Raw genomic sequence first — 16,009 nt, forward strand, 5'->3', positions numbered from 1 at the left:
CCGGTCATGGCGGCAACGCGAGAGCAGCCTACCAGGCGGAGCGTTCGAAATGCTCCGCGCGGCCATGTCCCCACGCCCAGTCGACGTGTTGCTGCGTTCCAGCGGGATAGCGGTTCAGATGCTCCCCGTCGTAGAAGTCCTGCTGCCCTTGCTGGAAGGCAACACTATCGCCGTTCGGGGAAAGCTGGGGCTGCTTCGAAAATAGCGCCCCCAGCTTCCTGATTGAGTCGAGCATGGCGTTCCGTTGACGTATCTCAGATGGAGCGGACTATAACACCGGTCGGCGCGCGGCCCGCTTTGGCACCGGTCACAGCCCGCGCTGCTGCTTCACCAGCGCGAGCAGCTGCGGAAAGATCGTCGCTTCCCGGAACTGGTAGCCAGCGGCCGTCGGATGCACGAAATCAGCCCCCATGTAGTCGCTGCACCAGTTCGGGTCTGCGGCCCACGTGGCGGCGAGCTTGATGACGGAGTAGCCGTTCGCGGCCGCTGTCGCGTCCTCGGTCTGCACGAACTGCGTCCACAGCGCGTTGTTCGCGTCGCTGCGACAGATCGGTGTGGGCTCGATGACCACGGGCAGCGAGCCGGCCGCGCGCACGACGCTGACGAAACCGAGCTCGGAGGCCGCGTACTGCGGCGGCTGCTCACCCTCGACGTACTGGTCGTTCACGCCGCTATTCGAGACGGCCATGTCCGGTTTCACGGTCGCGAGGATCGACGCGACCGTCTGCGTTGCCGGCGCCGTGCCGTTCACCTGATCGTCGAAGGTGCTGCCCGGCACCGCCAGATCGAGTACGACCACCGGCCCGACTTCGGGATGCCGGTCGAAATCTGCCTGAAGCAGGAGCGCGGGAGCGTAGGCCCATGTCGGGCTGCACGTGAGGTTCGCTGGATCTGAACAGCCGCGGTCGATCGAATCGCCGAAGAGCGCGATTACGAAGGGCTTCGTGGGGACGGCCGGCGTAGCCGCAGCGGTCGTGCCGGCCGGCGCGGAGCCGCCGCCACCGCCGCCGCAGCCCGTCAGCGCGGCTGCCGTGCAGCCGAGCGTCATTGCTACGGCTGCGGCTCTCCAGCGGTACCCAGGTCGATAACCGCGCCGATGCTTCTGCACCAGTCGAACACCTGGTCGACGGTCGCGGTGCGATTGAGCAGCGCTCCGGCAAGAAATAGCATCGGCAGGCTCATCGGCCGCGGGTCGTGACCGCCGCAGTACTTGTGCCATTGCTGCGAGCTCGCAAGGCCGAACAGATCCGCCATCTGCTTGCCGGTATAGCTCAGGCTTTTCTTGAGGTTCTGCAGGTCTTGCGGGCTCGGAGGCTCGTAACGAATAGGCATGGGCGAGCAGGCGCCGTACGCGCGCGCGAAAAGGGGTCTTCATGGTAATCATCCTTTCGGAGTAGCGGGCAGTCGCGGGAAGCGCGCCCAACATCTGCAGAATAGTTCCCTAAGGGAACATCGTCAATGATAATCGCAGGCCGCCCATCGAGGCGGCTTTTTCATTTCCGGGGATACATGGAAGCGAAAGACATGATGGACATGCCTGAACCGGAGTTCCGACGGGCAGTCGTCGCCCGTCTCGACAAGCAGGATGACGCGATCGCCGGGAATACGAAGATCACCGAGCAGGTCGCTGAGGACACTGCCTTTATCCGCGCTGCATGGGCCGAGGGCATTACGGCCGTGCGCTTTTTCTGTCGCCTCGCAGCCGCGTGGCGTTTTCTCATGAAGCAGGTCCTCATCCCGATGGGGTTGCCGGCGCTCGGCCTGTACGGCTTCTGGTACTACACCGAGTTTCACCACTTCCCTCCCTGGTTGTCGGACTGCTTCAAGTTCCTGATGGCGATCGTTCCATGACACCTCAAGATTTCATCGCCGCGGTTTCGCCGGCCGCGCGCGCGTCGATGCAGTCGACGAAGATCCCGGCAAGCTTCACGGTCGCCGAGGCCGCGCTCGAGAGCGGGTGGGGTGCGCATGCGCCCGGCTTCAACCTCTTCGGTATCAAGGCCGATCCCTCGTGGACGGGCCCCGTGACCGTGCAGCGCACGCGCGAGTTCATGAGCGGCGTGTGGACGTTCGTCGACGCGAAGTTTCGCGCGTACCCGGACTGGCTCGGCTCGATCAGCGACCACGCCCGGTTCCTGATGACGAACCCGCGCTACCAGCCCGCATTCGCGTACGCGAGCGGCATTCTCTTCGCGCAGGCCATCGCTGCGGCCGGCTATGCCACCGATCCCGACTACGCGCAGAAGATCGCCGAGATCATTCGCACACACAGCCTCACGTCGCTGGATCTGTCGTCCTGAGTTTTCGAATTTTCGAAATTTTGAAAGAGCCGCCTTCGGGCGGCTTTTTCGTTCCTGGAGCCACAAATGACACGTTGCAGTCACGACATGCCGCTCGAGCAGCCTTGCAGCCAGTGCACCGCCGAAGGGCTGCGCAAGATCACGCCGGCGCACACCGAACGCGAGACGCTCGCGGTCGCCGTGAATATTCCCGCGCACGAGCAGCGGCAGACCACCGCGCTGTTCGAGCGCACGCGCAAGCTGCTCATCGAGCGCGAGGGCGGCCGCTGCTTCATCTCGGGCATGACGGCTGACGAGCTCGGCGCACCGCTGCAGGCGCACCACCATCCGATCGAGCGGTGCTTTGCCGAGGTCATCGACTGGAGCGCGTTCGCTGCCGATTGCAAGGCGGGGCGGTGGGGCGCCCACGCGCAGGCCTTCGACTGGGACGCGTTCTTCGCGGGCGCGAAGGCCATGACTGTCGCCGGCGAAACGCCGCTGCACGACGACTACACCTACCTCGTGCCGGCGGACCCGTACCTGTTCGTCGACGACATGACCGTGAACGGGTTGCTGCTCGGCGCGCAGTACCACACGGCGAAGGACGCCGGCATTCACATGCTTCCGTTTCCGGACTGGATTGCCCAGAAGTACGCGATCGAGGGCTACCAGTTCACTCCCACCGAAGTTATTCATCGCGAGGAACACGCATGAATCAGCCCCAGACATCTCCCATGAATTCCGCGACCGCCGCTGGCGCCACGCTGTTGCTGGTGCCGGTGATCGCACGTATCGCGCAGGCCGTGCACGTCGACCTGACGCCCGAAGTCGAAGGCTCGCTCGCGGTCTCGATCGTCGCCGGCGCTCACTGGCTCGGCTCGAACGTGCTGTCGCCGCTGTTCGATGCGCTGATGGCTCGGCTGGCGCGCACGGCACCGGCCGCGCAGCCGCCCGCATCGCCGGCGGCACCGGCACCGCCCGCGCAGTGATCCGCGCCGCACTCGCGGCGCTCGCGCTGTCCGGCTGCACGATCGTCGAGCACGTGCAGCTGCTGCCGGTCGTGAACCCGACGACGGATGACGCGTCGTGCTGCGTCGCCTTCTTCGAGTTGTCCCGGTCGACATCCGGAAGCATCGAAGTCCACAAGAGTCCGGTCGCCTGGTCGGTCTCAGCGAAGGTCCATCACCAGTTCTGACTCGCCGCGATCGCGGCATCTCTCCCGAAGGTACTCACCATGAAGAAGCTGCGTATCGCCGCAGGCTTGTGCCTGCTCGCTCTCTTTGCGTTGGGCGGTTGCACGTCGTTGCCGAGCCTGCAGACCCAGTTCACGCAAGCATGCCCGATCGTGACGGCCGATCTCACGACGCTCTCGACGTCGCCGCTGATCGCCTCGGCCGATCAGACCGCGCTCGCCAAGGCAGCGACCGCGAACAAGGCGATTTGCGCCGCCGGCGGCCAGCTCAACGTGACCGATCTGAAGGCGTTCCACGACAGTCTGCTGCCGGCGGCGGTTGCAATCGTGAACGGAAATCCGCTGATCCCGGACCAGACCGCGATTCTCCTCGTGCTGAACACGTTCGGTCCGATCGTGCAGCAGATGATCGATCAGATCATCACGGCCGCGGCGCCGGCCGCCTCCGCGCCCGCGGCTGCTTCGGCGCCGGCGGCGGCGTCCGCGCCACTCACCGGCGCGCCGCTGCAATGATCGACTGGCCAGCATGCGCGCGGGCGGCCGCCCGCGCGAACGTCGCCTATGCGATCGACCAGGCCGCCTCTCAAGCGGCGTTCGCCGCGCTCGGCGACACATGGATCGGCCAGTATGCGAACGACAGCCACCAGGCGGTCTTGTCGGCGGACGCGCGGGGCGAGACGCATCTGAGCATCAGCGGCACGCGCGCGAGCGCGTGGCGGGTCATGGATGTCGTAGCCGACGTATCGCTGGATCCGGCGAAGGTCGACGGCGGCACGGTCACGGCGGGCGTCTGCGAGGGGATGCAGCAGCTCTGGGACTGGGCGCTGGCGGCGGTCCCGGCCGGGAACGTCGTGCATGTCGCCGGGCACTCGCTCGGCGCGTCGCGCACCCATCTGACGCCTCTCTATCTGCCGCCGGCGCGGATCGGTCAACTGCACAGCTTCGAGGCGCCGAAGTTCGTGGGGGCCGACTTCTACGTCTCGCACGCGATGGCGCTCGCGGGCATGGTGTGCGTGCTGAATGGTGCGGACCTGTGGGCATCGTGGCCGTGGAAGGTCGGGCCTCTGGGGGATCCGCGCTGGCAAAGCCGGCCGCTTGTGGATCACGTCTGGCTGCAGAGCGACGCCGGCGCGTTCCAGATGATCCCGGGCGCGCAATGGCCCGAGGGTGACAATCCCCACGACCACGACATGTCTGCGGTGCAGGCCCGCGTTCAGCGGATCGCTGCGCTCAGCGTCGCGCCCGCAGCCTGACTCCAGCGGCATCTACGGATGCCGCTGCACCCCTCTCCAGCCTGCCATTCGGCAGCGCGTCAATCAATCTCGATATCGGCGCCTCAGAATTTTGCGGAAAAGACCTGATTTTGCGGAAAAGATTTTGGTTGAATTTGAGGGCGCGCAACATCCGTAAAACCCTTATGGCGGAAGGCAGCCGGAGTCGAACCGACCAGGGAGCGTCTGACGCCCCCTACTGGGTTTGAAGCCCAGCCGCACCACCCGATGCGAATGCCTTCCTTTGTCGTCCTCGCGCACGCAATGCGACAGCATGCACCGCACTGTGTCAGAGGCCGTCGAGCAGACGGCTGTCGGGCCTCAGAAAACGCCGCTCGCGATGGAAGCGAGTATACCCAACGCGATCGAAGAACTCCAAAATCTGGATGGCCCGTTTGCGGCCGAGTCCGCTAGCGTCGCGAAACGCGGACGTACCCAGCGCGCCACCCTGCTGCGCGGCGAGCGTCGCAACGAGCATCGCGAGTTCGCGCACGACGTCGCGATGATAGAACAGGTCGCGCACCACCTGAAACGCTTCGCCCTGCCGCGCCAGCTTGCGCAGCAGTTGTCGCACGCGTTCTTCGGATTCCTGTTCAATTTCGGCCAGATCGCGCACCCACGGCGGATCGAAGCGGCCCTGCGCAACGTGCGGCAACAGGCGCGCGGCAAGCGCCTGCTCCGCCGTATCGAGCGACACCGTATGCGCGGGCAGATGCAGCCACGGACCGCTTCGCGTGATCGCGCCGTCGGCCGCGAGCGCGTCGATCAGCGCGCGCCACAGCGGCGGCGCCAGCAGCGGCGCCGCGATGCGCCGCAGCCGCGCGGCATCCGGCCCCTGCTCGTCGGGCGCACGCGTATGAAACGCCTGCAGCGCATCGACGACGCGCGCGCACAGTTGCGCCCAGTGTGCACGCAGGATGATGACGCCCTCGTCGTCCGCGCTGCCCGGCGGTGCGATCTGCAACGCGCCGGCCGGCACGGCCAGCGCGTGCGACGGCAAGCCGGTCAGTTGCATCAGCACTGCACGCGACAGGCCCTGCGGCGCCTGTTCGAGCAGCGGTTCGAGCGTGCCGCGCTCGAACCACGCGCACAACGCGTCGAGCCATGCACGACGCTGGGGCGTGCGCCGCTTGCGCGCGGGGCCGAACGGATCGAGCACGCGGCCGCCGCCGATCGTCCGGTCCGCTTGCGCGTTGCGCGCGATCAGACGGTCGCCCGGCAACGCACACACCGGCGCGTCGAAGACCAGTTGCACGCGCGCGACCTCGCCGGCAACGAGCGTATCGCCGTCGAGCAGCGCCACATGCGCGACCCGGTGCGTGGTGCCGAGGTGCACATGCAGTGGCGTCCAGTGCTGCAGCGTGACCCCCGCTTGCGGCAGCAGCGCGAGTTCGACGTCGAGCCGCGGCGAACTGGCGGCGAGCCGCGGATCGACAATCCAGTCGCCCCGCGCGATCTCGTCCTTGCCGATTCCGGCCAGATTCAACGCGCAGCGCTCGCCCGCCCGCCCGGTCTGCGCCGGACGGTTTTGCGCGTGCACGCTGCGCACGCGCACCGCCATGCCGGCCGGCGCCAGCCACAGCGCATCGCCCGCGCTGACCCGGCCGGCGCACACCGTGCCGGTGACGATCGTTCCCTGACCCGCGAGCGTGAAGACGCGGTCGATCGCAAGACGAAAGAGCCCGTCGTCGCGACGGGCCTGCCAGCGCGAAGCGGTCTCGCGCAGGCACGCGTTCAGCGCGGCGACGCCCGGGTCGTCGGCCCGCGTCGCGTTCGTCTCGAACAGCGGCGCGCCGGCAAACGGTGTCGCCGCGAGCCACGCGGCAATGTCCGCGCGCACCTGTGCGGTGCGCTGCGCGTCGACGCGATCCGTTTTCGTCAGTGCAATCGCGCCATGCGTGACGCCGAGCAGTTGCAGGATCGCGAGATGCTCGCGCGTCTGCGGCATGATGCCGTCGTCGGCGGCGATCACGAGCAGCGCGAAGTCGATGCCCGATGCGCCCGCCGTCATCGTATGAACGAGCTTCTCGTGGCCCGGCACGTCGATCATTCCGAGCACGTCGCCGTTTTCGAGCGGCACGTACGCGTAGCCGAGTTCAATGGAGATGCCGCGCGCCTTCTCTTCCTTGAGCCGGTCGGTGTCGACGCCGGTCAGCGCGCGCACCAGCGTCGTCTTGCCGTGATCGATATGCCCCGCGGTCCCGACGATCATGCCCGCACACGCTCGCACTGCGCGATGAACGCGGCTTCGTCGGCGGCTTCGAGACAGCGCAGATCGAGGCGCAGCGCGCCGTCGGCGATGCGGCCGAGCACCGGGCGCGGCCACCCGCGCAATGTCGCTTCGAGCTTCAGCAGCGCACGCCCGCCCGGTTTGCCCGTGGCCCCGCGCACGACGAGTCCGAGGCTCGGCAACTGGTCGACCGGCAGCGCGCCGCTGCCGATCTGGCTGAACATCGGTTCGGCGCCAACGTGGTACGCATCGCCGAGCGCGCGCTGCAGGACCGGCATCACGCGTTCGGCCACGGCGCGTATCTCCGCCGCGGGACGCGTCAGGAGGCGCAGCGTGGTCAGCCGCTCGCGCAGGAACTCGGGCGCCTGATAGAGCCGCAAGACCGGTTCGAGCGCGGCCAGCGTCAGCTTGCCGACGCGCAGCGCGCGCTTGAGCGGATGCCGCTTGATCGCGCGGACCAGATCCGCCCGCCCGACGATCAGCCCCGCCTGCGGGCCGCCCAGCAGCTTGTCGCCGCTGAACGTGACGAGATCCGCGCCGGCGGCAATCGATTCGCGCACGGTCGGCTCGCGCGGCAGCCCCCACTGCGCCAGATCGACGAGCGTGCCGCTGCCCAGATCGACCACGACCGGCAAGCCGTGACGCTGGCCAAGCGCAGCCAGTTCGGCAAGCTCGACGCTCTTCGTGAAGCCGCTCACCGCATAGTTGCTGCAATGCACCTTCATCAGCAGCGCGGTGCGCGGGCCGATCGCGCTCTCGTAATCGGACAGGTGCGTGCGATTGGTCGTGCCGACCTCGCGCAGCTTCGCGCCGGCGCGCGACATGATGTCGGGAATGCGGAACGAGCCGCCGATCTCGACCAGCTCGCCGCGCGACACGATCACCTCTTTCCGGGCCGCCAGCGCGGCAAGGCTCAGCAGCACGGCCGCCGCGTTATTGTTCACGACCGTGGCGGCTTGCGCGCCGGTCAGCTCGCAGATCAGGTCGTCGATCAGGTCGTCGCGATCGCCGCGCGCGCCGCGCGCGAGGTCGAACTCGAGATTCGCCGGACGCGTGAGCACCTCGACCACCGCCCGCACCGCTTCGTCCGGCAACAGCGCGCGGCCCAGGTTCGTGTGCAGCACCGTGCCCGTCAGATTGAACACCGGGCGCAAGCGGCTTTGCGTGCGCCGCGCGAGTTCCGCCGCGACCCGTTCGACGAGGCGCGCCTCGTCGCATGCCGCAACGGCCGCGCTCGCCGCATGCGCGTCGCGCGCACTCGCCGACGCCAGCAGTTCGCCGCGCACCGCATCGAGTGTCGCGCGCACGGCCGCGGTGACCTGGGCGCGCCCGTGGACGCCGACGAGCGGCTGCATCGCGGCCGCCGACAGCAGCCGCTCCACCGCCGGCAGGCGCGCGAGCAATGCGTTGCGTTCGAGATCCGGCACTTCGCTCACGTCGTTCATTCCGCTCAGGTATCCGACGGCACTTCCGGCCAGAGCAGCGGATTGGGTGCGCTGCGCCGATAGCCGGCTTCGTTCATCAGCAGGTCGAGCGTGAGGCTCGCGAGATCGTCCGCGAGCGGTTCGATCTCCAGATCCTTTTGCTGATAGCCGATCTTGCGATAGGTATGGCATTCGTCGCACGATTCGGCCTTGAGCGCTTCGTTGCCGCCTTCGAGGCCGTGATAGGCGATGCCCTTGGTCGAATCGCAGTTCGAGCACTTGACCCGCACCATGTGCCACTCGGTCGCGCACAGTCCGCATTGCAGATAGCGATAGCCCTCCTGCTGCCCGCCCACCCGCACGATGCTTGCCACCGGCAGGCTGCCGCAGACGGGGCAAACGCCCGGCGTGTCGAGATAAGGCACCGCGCGCGGGTCGAGCCGGCTCGCGAGATCGGTCCAGACGATCTGCAGCGCCGCCATCAGGAACGGCGCGCCGGCCGGCTCGACCTCGCTGTAGCGCTGCGCGAGTATGGCGTCGGCCTGTGCATCCAGCTGATCCGGCGTCTTGAGCCGCAGCGCGTCGAGTATGCGCGCGAGCGCCGGCGTCACCGCGCCGGCGGCTTCGACGCGGTCGAGCAGCGTCAGCAGCACGTCGCGCCATGCGGGGTCGCGCGCGTCGGAGGCCTGCGCGGAAACCAGCGGCATCGCATGGCGCTGCGCCCGCTCGATCGCCCCGGGCGCGGGCGGCTGCGCCGCAAAGCTCGCGAGCAGCGCATGCTGCGCGTCCGCCACCGATGCCATCAGCCGGATATAGCCGCCGATCGGATGATGCCCGGCCAGCTGGCGCAAGCGCGCCGCGCGCGCGGCGAACAGCGCCGTGCGCTCCGGCAGCCGGATGCGGGGAATCGCGGAATGATCGAGCGCTTCGATCTGCGCCGGATCCAGAATCTTGTCTACCACGTCGGGTTCCTTTTTGCGGGACTCGTTTGCCGCGCGGCCGGGGGCGCCGTGCGATCGGCCCGCGCCGCCCATGCCCGGCGGCTTGCCGGGAGCGTATCGGTCACGCAGACGGACGACGGTCATTGTGCGCAGGCCGGGGACATGCATGCAGCGATGCCCGCCCGATGACCAGCGTCGTCATCGGATACGAGCATACCGCATCTGGTGTGCGTGTCGAGGCTCAGGCGGGTGCAGCCGACGACGGCGGCAGCCGCACGCGGCACGCGGTCACTTGACGCTCTCGCGAAACCACTTCGGATGATGCTTGCGCGCCCAGCCGAGCGTGACGGTGCCGCGCACCATCGCGCCGACCGAGCCCTTGATCCAGATCGCCGCGTAAATATGCACGACGATGCCGACGATCAGCACGAACGCGGCCGCCGCGTGCACGACCGCGGCGAGACGGATCACGCCGATCGGGAAGTAGAACGAGAAATACCGGCGCCAGATCACGATTCCGCTCGCAAGCAGCAGGATCAGGCAGAGCACCATCGTGAAGAACAGCAGCTTCTGTCCGGCGTTGTAGCGTCCGATCTCGGGCAGCCGGTCTTCGCGGTTGGCAAGCACGTCGCCGATCTGGCGCAGCCACTGCACGTCGTCGCGGTCCAGATAATTGTGATGCCAGAAGCGCACCGCGAGGATCAGGAACGACACGAACATCACGACGCCGACGAACGGATGCAAAATGCGCGTCCACTGCCCGCCGCCGAACAGCGCGGTGAGCCAGAACAGCGACGGGTGGAACAGGGCAAGCCCCGACAGCGCGAGCAGCACGAACGTAATGGCCGTGATCCAGTGATTGGTCCGCTCGTTCGCCGTGTAGCGCACGAGGCGATTCGGGTCAGGGGGATTCATGTCGATTCTCCTCGCGCGCGCCGCGCAGACGCCGCGCTTCGTCCTGCGCGGCGCGCTCGTCTTCGTCGCTCACTTCGTTCGGGCCGACGCGCGTGTAGTGGAAAAAGCCGGCGAGCGCCGCGACCGCGATGCCCGCGACCGCCAGCGGCTTCGCGAGTCCCTTCCACAGCCGCACGAGCGGGCTCACGCGCGGGTTGTCGGGCAGCCCGTGATAGAGCGACGGCTGGTCCGCATGATGCAGCACGTACATCACGTGCGTGCCGCCGACGCCCGGCGGATCGTAGAGGCCCGCGTGCACGAAGCCGCGCTCCTGCAGATCCGCGATGCGCTCGACGGCGTGCTGCTTCATGTCTTCCTTCGTGCCGAACACGATCGCGCCGGTCGGGCAGGTTTTCACGCAGGCCGGCTCCTGGCCGACCGCGACGCGGTCCGAACACAGCGTGCACTTGTACGCGCGATGATCCTTCTTCGAGATGCGCGGCACGTTGAACGGGCAGCCCGTCACGCAATACCCGCAGCCGATGCAGTTTTCTTCATGAAAGTCGACGATGCCGTTCGTGTACTGAACGATCGCCCCCGGCGACGGACACGCCTTCAGGCAGCCCGGATCCTCGCAATGCATGCAGCCGTCCTTGCGGATCAGCCATTCGAGGTTGCCGTTCGGGTTTTCGTACTCCGCGAAGCGCATCACGGTCCACGAATGCTCGGTCAGGTCCATCGGGTTGTCGTACACGCCGTGGTTGGTGCCGATTTCGTCGCGCAGGTCGTTCCACTCCATGCACGCGGTCTGACACGCCTTGCAGCCGATGCACTTGCTGACATCGATCAGCTTCGCGACCGCGCCGGTGACCGGCTCGCGCACGCCCGGCGGCGGCACGGTGGTCGCCGACACGCGCCGGATATCCAGTGATTGCAGTGCCATGGTGTTCTCGCGCCCCCTTATGCCTTCTCGACTTTCACGAGGAACGACTTGAATTCCGGCGTCTGCGAATTGGCGTCGCCCACGACGGGTGTCAACGTGTTGGTCAGATATCCCGGCCTGGTCAGGCCTTTGAAGCCCCAGTGCAGCGGCACGCCGACCGTCTGGACCTTCCGGCCGTCGATCATCAGCGGGCGGATGCGTTTGGTCACCACCGCGACCGCGATCAGATACCCGCGATTGGACGACACCTTGACGCGGTCGCCCGCGACGACGCCGATCTCCTTCGCCAGATCCTCGCCGATCTCGACGAACTGCTGCGGCTGGATGATCGCGTTCAGCCGCGCGTGCTTCGTCCAGAAGTGGAAATGCTCGGTGATCCGGTAAGTCGTGCCCGTGTGCGGGAACGCATCGGGCTTGCCGAACGCCGCGCGGTCGTCCGCGAACACGCGCGCGGCCGGATTGCTGGTCGCGAGCGGGTTCTTCGGATGCAGCGGGTTGTAGCCGAGCGGGTTCTCGAACGGCTCGTAGTGCTCGGGGAACGGCCCCTCGTTCATCTGGTTACGCGCGAAAAAGCGCGCCACGCCTTCCGGGTTCATGATGAACGGCCCCATGCCGTCCGCGGGCGGCTCGTCGACCTTGTAGTCGGGAATGTCCGCGCCGCTCCAGGTAGCGCCGTTCCACCCGATCAGCTTGCGGGTCGGATCGAACGGCTTGCCGTTCGTGTCGCATGACGCGCGGTTGTACAGCACGCGGCGATTGGCCGGCCAGGCCCACGCCCAGTTCAGCGTCTGGCCGATGCCGGTCGGGTCCGAGTTGTCGCGCCGCCCCATCTGGTTGCCAGCCGGCGTCCACGCGCCGCAGAAGATCCAGCAGCCGCTCGCGGTGGTGCCGTCGTCCTTCAGCTGAGCGAAGCCGGAGAGCTGCTCGCCCTTCTTCACCAGCACCTTCGTGGCGTCCTTCGGATCGGTCTGGTCAGCGAGCGCCCGGCCGTTGTACTCCATCGCCAGTTCTTCGGGCGTCGGGCTCGCCGGATTCGCATACGGCCAGCTCAGCTTGACGATCGGGTCGGGGAACGCGCCGCCTTCCTTCTGATAGGCGCTGCGCATGCGCAGGAACAAGCCCGACATGATCTCGAGATCGCTGCGCGCCTCGCCGGGCGCGTCGGCGCCCTGCCAGTGCCATTGCAGCACGCGGCTCGAACTGACGAGCGAGCCGCGCTCCTCGGCAAAGCACGTGGTGGGCAGGCGAAACACCTCTGTCTGGATCTTCGATGCGTCGACGTCGTTGTAGTCGCCGTGATTCTTCCAGAACTCGGAGGTTTCGATGGCGAGCGGGTCCATGACCACGAGCCACTTCAGCTTGCCGAGCGCGGCGGCGGTCTTCGCCTTGTTCGGCGACGACGCGAGCACGTTGAAGCCCTGGCAGATGTAGCCGTTCATCTTGCCCTGGTCCATCAGCTCGACCGCCTGCAGCAGGTCGTAGGGCTTGTCGAGCTTCGGCAGCCAGTCGTAGCCCCAGTGGTTGTCCGCGGTTGCGGCGTCGCCCCACCACGACTTCATGAAGCTCACGAAGAACGCGCCGTAGTTTTTCCAGTAGCTCAGCTGGTTGGGGCGCAGCGGCTGCTGTGCGCGCGCCGCGACGTACGCGGTGTAGTCCTGCTCGGCTTCCATCGGCAGCGTCATGTAGCCCGGCAGCAGGTTCGACATCAGGCCGAGGTCGGTGAGCCCCTGGATGTTCGAGTGGCCGCGCAGCGCGTTCATGCCGCCGCCGGCAATGCCGATGTTGCCGAGCAGCAGCTGCACCATCGCCCCGGTGCGGATCATCTGCGCGCCGACCGAATGATGAGTCCAGCCGAGCGCGTACAGCACCGTTGCGGCGCGGTCGGGCACCGCGGTGGACGCCAGCATCTCGCAGACCTTCAGGAATGCGTCCTTCGGCGTGCCGCAGATCCGCTCGACCATCTCCGGCGTGTAGCGCGCGTAATGCTGCCTGAGCAGGCGATAGACGCAGCGCGGATCCTGCAGCGTCGGGTCGACCTTCACGAAGCCGTCGTCGCCGCGCTCGTAGTCCCACGACGTGCGGTCCGGGTAGGCGTGCTTCTGCGGGTCGTAGCCGGAGTAGATACCGTCGTTGAACGCAAAGTCGGACCGGACGATGAACGGCATGTCCGTGTAGTTCTTCACGTACTCGTGCTGGATCCGGTCGTTCGTCAGCAGGTAATGGATGACCCCGCCGAGGAAGACGATATCCGTGCCGGTGCGGATCGGCGCGTAGAAGTCCGCGACCGACGCCGTGCGCGTGAAGCGCGGGTCCACGACGATCAGGCGCGCCTTGCGGTGCGCCTTCGCCTCGGCGACCCACTTGAAGCCGCACGGGTGCGCCTCGGCGGCATTGCCGCCCATCACCAGAATCACATCCGCGTTCTTGATGTCGACCCAATGGTTCGTCATCGCGCCACGGCCAAACGTCGGGGCAAGACCTGCCACCGTCGGGCCGTGTCAGACACGTGCCTGGTTGTCGAACGCGAGCATCCCCATGCTGCGCACGGTCTTGTGCGTCAGATAGCCGACCTCGTTGCTCGCGGCCGACGCCGCCAGCATGCCGGTGGTCAGCCAGCGGTTGACGGTCTTGCCGTCCGCCGTGGTCGCGACGAAATTCGCGTCGCGGTCGGCCTTCATCAGCTTCGCGATGCGCTCGAGCGCGTCGTCCCACGACAGCCGCTGCCACTGGTCGGAGCCGGCTGCGCGATACTCCGGAAACTGCTGCCGCGCCGGGCTGTGGATGAAGTCGATCAGGCTCGCACCCTTCGGGCACAGCGTGCCCCGGTTGACCGGATGGTCCGGATCGCCTTCGATATGGATGATGCTGGCCGTCGCGTTCTTCGCACCGTCGCCGAGGCCGTACATCAGGATGCCGCAGCCAACCGAGCAGTAGGGGCAGGTGTTGCGCGTTTCGGTGGTTCGCGTCAGTTTGTACTGTCGGACTTCGGCGAGCGCGGTGTCGGCGGAGAAGCCCATCAGGGCCAGACTCGATCCCGCCAGCGTGGACGCCGTGACCTTCAGGAACTGACGCCGGGACATATGCAGCATGATCGCCCTCGGCCATTAAAGTTGTGGGGTACTGATCAGTATAAGACGTTTCCCATATCTCGTTATAACGGGGAGAAGGCTGACCCATCGGACATACCCTGACTCGATGCTGTCCGCGGTATAGTGTTTGCTACCCATGCCTGCTGCGGTGCACGAAGTCGTCGCGCAGCCGCTGCGGCGAACGTTGCGGCATGCATCGCGCATCGCGCTTTCGTCAAGAGGCCTTATGGACATCGACATGCTTCGCGCCGGCAAGCTGCACCAGGCCGCGCGCCGCCAGGCGTCGTGGGTCGTCGGCGCGTTTCGCCAGTTCGCCGGGAACCGCTGCGCGGCGCTCGCCGCCGGCATCGCATTCTATGCGGCGTTTTCGCTTGCGCCAACGCTCGTGATGGTGATCGCCGTCGCCGGCTGGTTTTTCGGCGCGCAAGCCGCGCGCGGCGAACTGTTCGCGCACATCCACGGGCTGCTCGGCGACGAGGCCGCCACCGGCGTGCAGACGATCGTCGAGAACGCGCGCCATGCGGGCAGCGCCGGCGGGATCGCGGCGATCATCTCGTTCGTGCTGCTCGCGGTCGGCGCATCGGCCACCTTCGCCTCGCTGAACAATGCGCTGAATGTCGTATGGCCGCTCACGCAGCCGCGCGCGTCGAACATGCTCGCGCTGGTGCGGGTGAGGCTGATCTCGTTCGGCCTCGTGCTCGGCGTCGCGTTCCTGCTGATCGTGTCGCTCGTGCTCGATACCGTGATCACGTTCGTGGGCCAGTGGCTGTGGGCGCACTCGCCTTACGTGGTGATCGGCAACCTGCTGCAGCTGTTCGCGGGATTGCTGGTGCTCGCGTTCGCGTTTGCCGCGCTGCTGAAGTTCCTGCCGGACGCGCCGGTGCGCTGGCACGACGCGCTGGTGGGCGGCGCGGTCGCGGCGGTGCTGTTCTCCGCGGGGAAAAAGCTCTTCGCGCTCTACCTCGCGCATGCCGGCATGGCGAACTCGTTCGGCGCGGCCGGCTCGCTGGCGGTCTTGCTGATGTGGCTGTACTTCTCGGCCGCCGTCCTGCTGCTCGGCGCGGAGTTCTCGGCAGCACGCGCACGCCTTCAGGATCCGCGCGGCGCGTGGGGGCATCCGGACGCGCCGCCGCCCGGCAGCCGCGTCAAGCTTGCGTCGCTGCTCGCGGTGTCGACACGCGAGTCGCACGCCACGCCGCCACCGCAGGCGGACGGCGCCGCGAAACCGTTGACGGAGCCCGGTCGCGCGCAGACCGCGGCGCCCGTCGATGCGCGCGCGGCGCGCGCCTCAACGGCGCGCAGCGGGCCGTCGACGGCATCCGTCGATGCGCGCGCGCTCAACGCGCTGGGGGTCGCCGCGCTTCGTGCGCAAACCCAGGCGACCCGCGCGGCCGCGAAGACGCTGCGCCAGACCGGCCGCAAGGCCGTGGCGGCGGACCGCTATGTACGGCGTCATCCGTGGGAGTCCGTGCTGCTCGCGGCGGCCACTGCGCTCGCCGTCACCGCGCTGACCGGACGGCGCCGCAGCCGCGCCGCCGCGACGCCTGCGGGAACGGAACCGGCGGCACGCGCGCCCCGCAAGCCGTCAACGCATCAAACAGACGGCCGCCGAAATTGCACATAAGTGGCCCCGTCTGTCCAGTCCCTGCGTCATCGGGACGCCGGCGCGCGTATCGAGCCGGCTAACCCATTCCTGGAAAAAGACTAGACAAGAACATTGCATTTTGCTTTCGGTTTGTCGCTTTT

Annotated in this window: 17 protein-coding genes and 1 tRNA gene; 8 read left to right on the forward strand and 10 right to left on the reverse strand. The window is 67.4% G+C overall.

Annotated elements, in window-relative coordinates:
- Nucleotides 1–28 precede the first annotated feature (28 nt).
- From AC3AP7_RS27705 to AC3AP7_RS27715, 3 genes are all read right to left on the reverse strand, one after another.
- A complete protein-coding gene (locus tag AC3AP7_RS27705) occupies nt 29–235 on the reverse strand; it encodes a hypothetical protein (RefSeq protein WP_487363493.1) in 207 nt (68 codons plus the stop codon).
- A gap of 72 nt (nt 236–307) precedes the next feature.
- Nucleotides 308–1,048 carry an SGNH/GDSL hydrolase family protein gene (locus AC3AP7_RS27710; protein WP_487363494.1) on the reverse strand — a complete coding sequence of 247 codons (741 nt, stop codon included), beginning with the start codon at nt 1,046–1,048 and terminating at the stop codon, nt 308–310.
- A gap of 2 nt (nt 1,049–1,050) precedes the next feature.
- On the reverse strand, nt 1,051–1,332 hold the full coding sequence (locus tag AC3AP7_RS27715) for an XRE family transcriptional regulator (protein ID WP_487363495.1): 282 nt from the start codon (nt 1,330–1,332) through the stop codon (nt 1,051–1,053).
- 177 nt (nt 1,333–1,509) lie between these two features.
- Here AC3AP7_RS27715 and AC3AP7_RS27720 point away from each other — a divergent pair, with 177 nt between their 5' ends.
- The 7 genes from AC3AP7_RS27720 to AC3AP7_RS27750 all read left to right on the forward strand — a co-directional run bounded on the left by AC3AP7_RS27720 (nt 1,510) and on the right by AC3AP7_RS27750 (nt 4,724).
- Nucleotides 1,510–1,851 (forward strand): hypothetical protein, encoded by a 342-nt coding sequence (locus AC3AP7_RS27720; protein ID WP_487363496.1) that lies wholly within the window; start codon nt 1,510–1,512, stop codon nt 1,849–1,851.
- Nucleotides 1,848–2,300 carry a glycoside hydrolase family 73 protein gene (locus AC3AP7_RS27725; protein ID WP_487363497.1) on the forward strand — a complete coding sequence of 151 codons (453 nt, stop codon included), beginning with the start codon at nt 1,848–1,850 and terminating at the stop codon, nt 2,298–2,300. Before AC3AP7_RS27720 ends, AC3AP7_RS27725 begins: the two co-directional genes overlap by 4 nt.
- A 66-nt stretch (nt 2,301–2,366) precedes the next feature.
- Nucleotides 2,367–2,993, forward strand: a complete 627-nt coding sequence (locus AC3AP7_RS27730; RefSeq protein ID WP_487363498.1) for a hypothetical protein — start codon at nt 2,367–2,369, stop codon at nt 2,991–2,993.
- 20 nt (nt 2,994–3,013) lie between these two features.
- Nucleotides 3,014–3,268, forward strand: coding sequence for a hypothetical protein (locus AC3AP7_RS27735; protein ID WP_487363499.1), 255 nt, complete (start codon nt 3,014–3,016; stop codon nt 3,266–3,268).
- Nucleotides 3,265–3,474, forward strand: a complete 210-nt coding sequence (locus AC3AP7_RS27740; RefSeq protein ID WP_487363500.1) for a hypothetical protein — start codon at nt 3,265–3,267, stop codon at nt 3,472–3,474. Before AC3AP7_RS27735 ends, AC3AP7_RS27740 begins: the two co-directional genes overlap by 4 nt.
- Nucleotides 3,475–3,513: 39 nt before the next feature.
- Entirely contained in the window at nt 3,514–3,984 is a 471-nt protein-coding gene (locus tag AC3AP7_RS27745) for a hypothetical protein (RefSeq protein ID WP_487363501.1), read from the forward strand.
- On the forward strand, nt 3,981–4,724 hold the full coding sequence (locus AC3AP7_RS27750; protein WP_487363502.1) for a hypothetical protein: 744 nt from the start codon (nt 3,981–3,983) through the stop codon (nt 4,722–4,724). The genes AC3AP7_RS27745 and AC3AP7_RS27750 overlap by 4 nt, the downstream gene beginning before the upstream one ends.
- A 165-nt stretch (nt 4,725–4,889) precedes the next feature.
- Here the strand turns inward: AC3AP7_RS27750 and AC3AP7_RS27755 are convergent.
- The 7 genes from AC3AP7_RS27755 to fdnG all read right to left on the reverse strand — a co-directional run bounded on the left by AC3AP7_RS27755 (nt 4,890) and on the right by fdnG (nt 14,263).
- Nucleotides 4,890–4,985: transfer RNA gene (locus tag AC3AP7_RS27755), tRNA-Sec, on the reverse strand.
- Between the two features lie 46 nt (nt 4,986–5,031).
- Nucleotides 5,032–6,954 (reverse strand): selenocysteine-specific translation elongation factor, encoded by a 1,923-nt coding sequence (gene selB, locus AC3AP7_RS27760; RefSeq protein WP_487363503.1) that lies wholly within the window; start codon nt 6,952–6,954, stop codon nt 5,032–5,034.
- Nucleotides 6,951–8,417 carry an L-seryl-tRNA(Sec) selenium transferase gene (gene selA, locus AC3AP7_RS27765; protein ID WP_487363504.1) on the reverse strand — a complete coding sequence of 489 codons (1,467 nt, stop codon included), beginning with the start codon at nt 8,415–8,417 and terminating at the stop codon, nt 6,951–6,953. Before selA ends, selB begins: the two co-directional genes overlap by 4 nt.
- A 5-nt stretch (nt 8,418–8,422) precedes the next feature.
- A complete protein-coding gene (gene fdhE / locus AC3AP7_RS27770) occupies nt 8,423–9,358 on the reverse strand; it encodes a formate dehydrogenase accessory protein FdhE (RefSeq protein ID WP_487363505.1) in 936 nt (311 codons plus the stop codon).
- A gap of 267 nt (nt 9,359–9,625) precedes the next feature.
- Nucleotides 9,626–10,252: a formate dehydrogenase subunit gamma gene (locus AC3AP7_RS27775; protein ID WP_487363506.1), complete on the reverse strand. Its 627-nt coding sequence runs from the start codon at nt 10,250–10,252 to the stop codon at nt 9,626–9,628.
- Nucleotides 10,239–11,174 (reverse strand): formate dehydrogenase subunit beta, encoded by a 936-nt coding sequence (gene fdxH, locus AC3AP7_RS27780; RefSeq protein WP_487363507.1) that lies wholly within the window; start codon nt 11,172–11,174, stop codon nt 10,239–10,241. The genes AC3AP7_RS27775 and fdxH overlap by 14 nt, the downstream gene beginning before the upstream one ends.
- Nucleotides 11,175–11,191: 17 nt before the next feature.
- Complete coding sequence (fdnG, locus tag AC3AP7_RS27785) at nt 11,192–14,263, reverse strand: formate dehydrogenase-N subunit alpha (protein ID WP_487363508.1); 3,072 nt, start codon at nt 14,261–14,263, stop codon at nt 11,192–11,194.
- 226 nt (nt 14,264–14,489) lie between these two features.
- Here fdnG and AC3AP7_RS27790 point away from each other — a divergent pair, with 226 nt between their 5' ends.
- Nucleotides 14,490–15,887: a YihY/virulence factor BrkB family protein gene (locus AC3AP7_RS27790; RefSeq protein ID WP_487363509.1), complete on the forward strand. Its 1,398-nt coding sequence runs from the start codon at nt 14,490–14,492 to the stop codon at nt 15,885–15,887.
- The last annotated feature ends 122 nt before the right edge of the window (nt 15,888–16,009 follow it).

The sequence above is a fragment of the Paraburkholderia sp. PAMB 6770 genome, assembly GCF_057748135.1.

Excerpts from the sequence above, each read along its gene's own strand:
- AC3AP7_RS27705 (WP_487363493.1), bottom strand. The coding sequence starts at position 235 with ATGCTCGACTCAATCAGGAAGCTGGGGGCGCTATTTTCGAAGCAGCCC.
- AC3AP7_RS27710 (WP_487363494.1), bottom strand. The coding sequence starts at position 1,048 with ATGACGCTCGGCTGCACGGCAGCCGCGCTGACGGGCTGCGGCGGCGGT.
- AC3AP7_RS27715 (WP_487363495.1), bottom strand. The coding sequence starts at position 1,332 with ATGCCTATTCGTTACGAGCCTCCGAGCCCGCAAGACCTGCAGAACCTC.
- AC3AP7_RS27720 (WP_487363496.1), top strand. The coding sequence starts at position 1,510 with ATGGAAGCGAAAGACATGATGGACATGCCTGAACCGGAGTTCCGACGG.
- AC3AP7_RS27725 (WP_487363497.1), top strand. The coding sequence starts at position 1,848 with ATGACACCTCAAGATTTCATCGCCGCGGTTTCGCCGGCCGCGCGCGCG.
- AC3AP7_RS27730 (WP_487363498.1), top strand. The coding sequence starts at position 2,367 with ATGACACGTTGCAGTCACGACATGCCGCTCGAGCAGCCTTGCAGCCAG.
- AC3AP7_RS27735 (WP_487363499.1), top strand. The coding sequence starts at position 3,014 with ATGAATTCCGCGACCGCCGCTGGCGCCACGCTGTTGCTGGTGCCGGTG.
- AC3AP7_RS27745 (WP_487363501.1), top strand. The coding sequence starts at position 3,514 with ATGAAGAAGCTGCGTATCGCCGCAGGCTTGTGCCTGCTCGCTCTCTTT.
- AC3AP7_RS27750 (WP_487363502.1), top strand. The coding sequence starts at position 3,981 with ATGATCGACTGGCCAGCATGCGCGCGGGCGGCCGCCCGCGCGAACGTC.
- selB (WP_487363503.1), bottom strand. The coding sequence starts at position 6,954 with ATGATCGTCGGGACCGCGGGGCATATCGATCACGGCAAGACGACGCTG.
- selA (WP_487363504.1), bottom strand. The coding sequence starts at position 8,417 with ATGAACGACGTGAGCGAAGTGCCGGATCTCGAACGCAACGCATTGCTC.
- AC3AP7_RS27775 (WP_487363506.1), bottom strand. The coding sequence starts at position 10,252 with ATGAATCCCCCTGACCCGAATCGCCTCGTGCGCTACACGGCGAACGAG.
- fdxH (WP_487363507.1), bottom strand. The coding sequence starts at position 11,174 with ATGGCACTGCAATCACTGGATATCCGGCGCGTGTCGGCGACCACCGTG.
- AC3AP7_RS27790 (WP_487363509.1), top strand. The coding sequence starts at position 14,490 with ATGGACATCGACATGCTTCGCGCCGGCAAGCTGCACCAGGCCGCGCGC.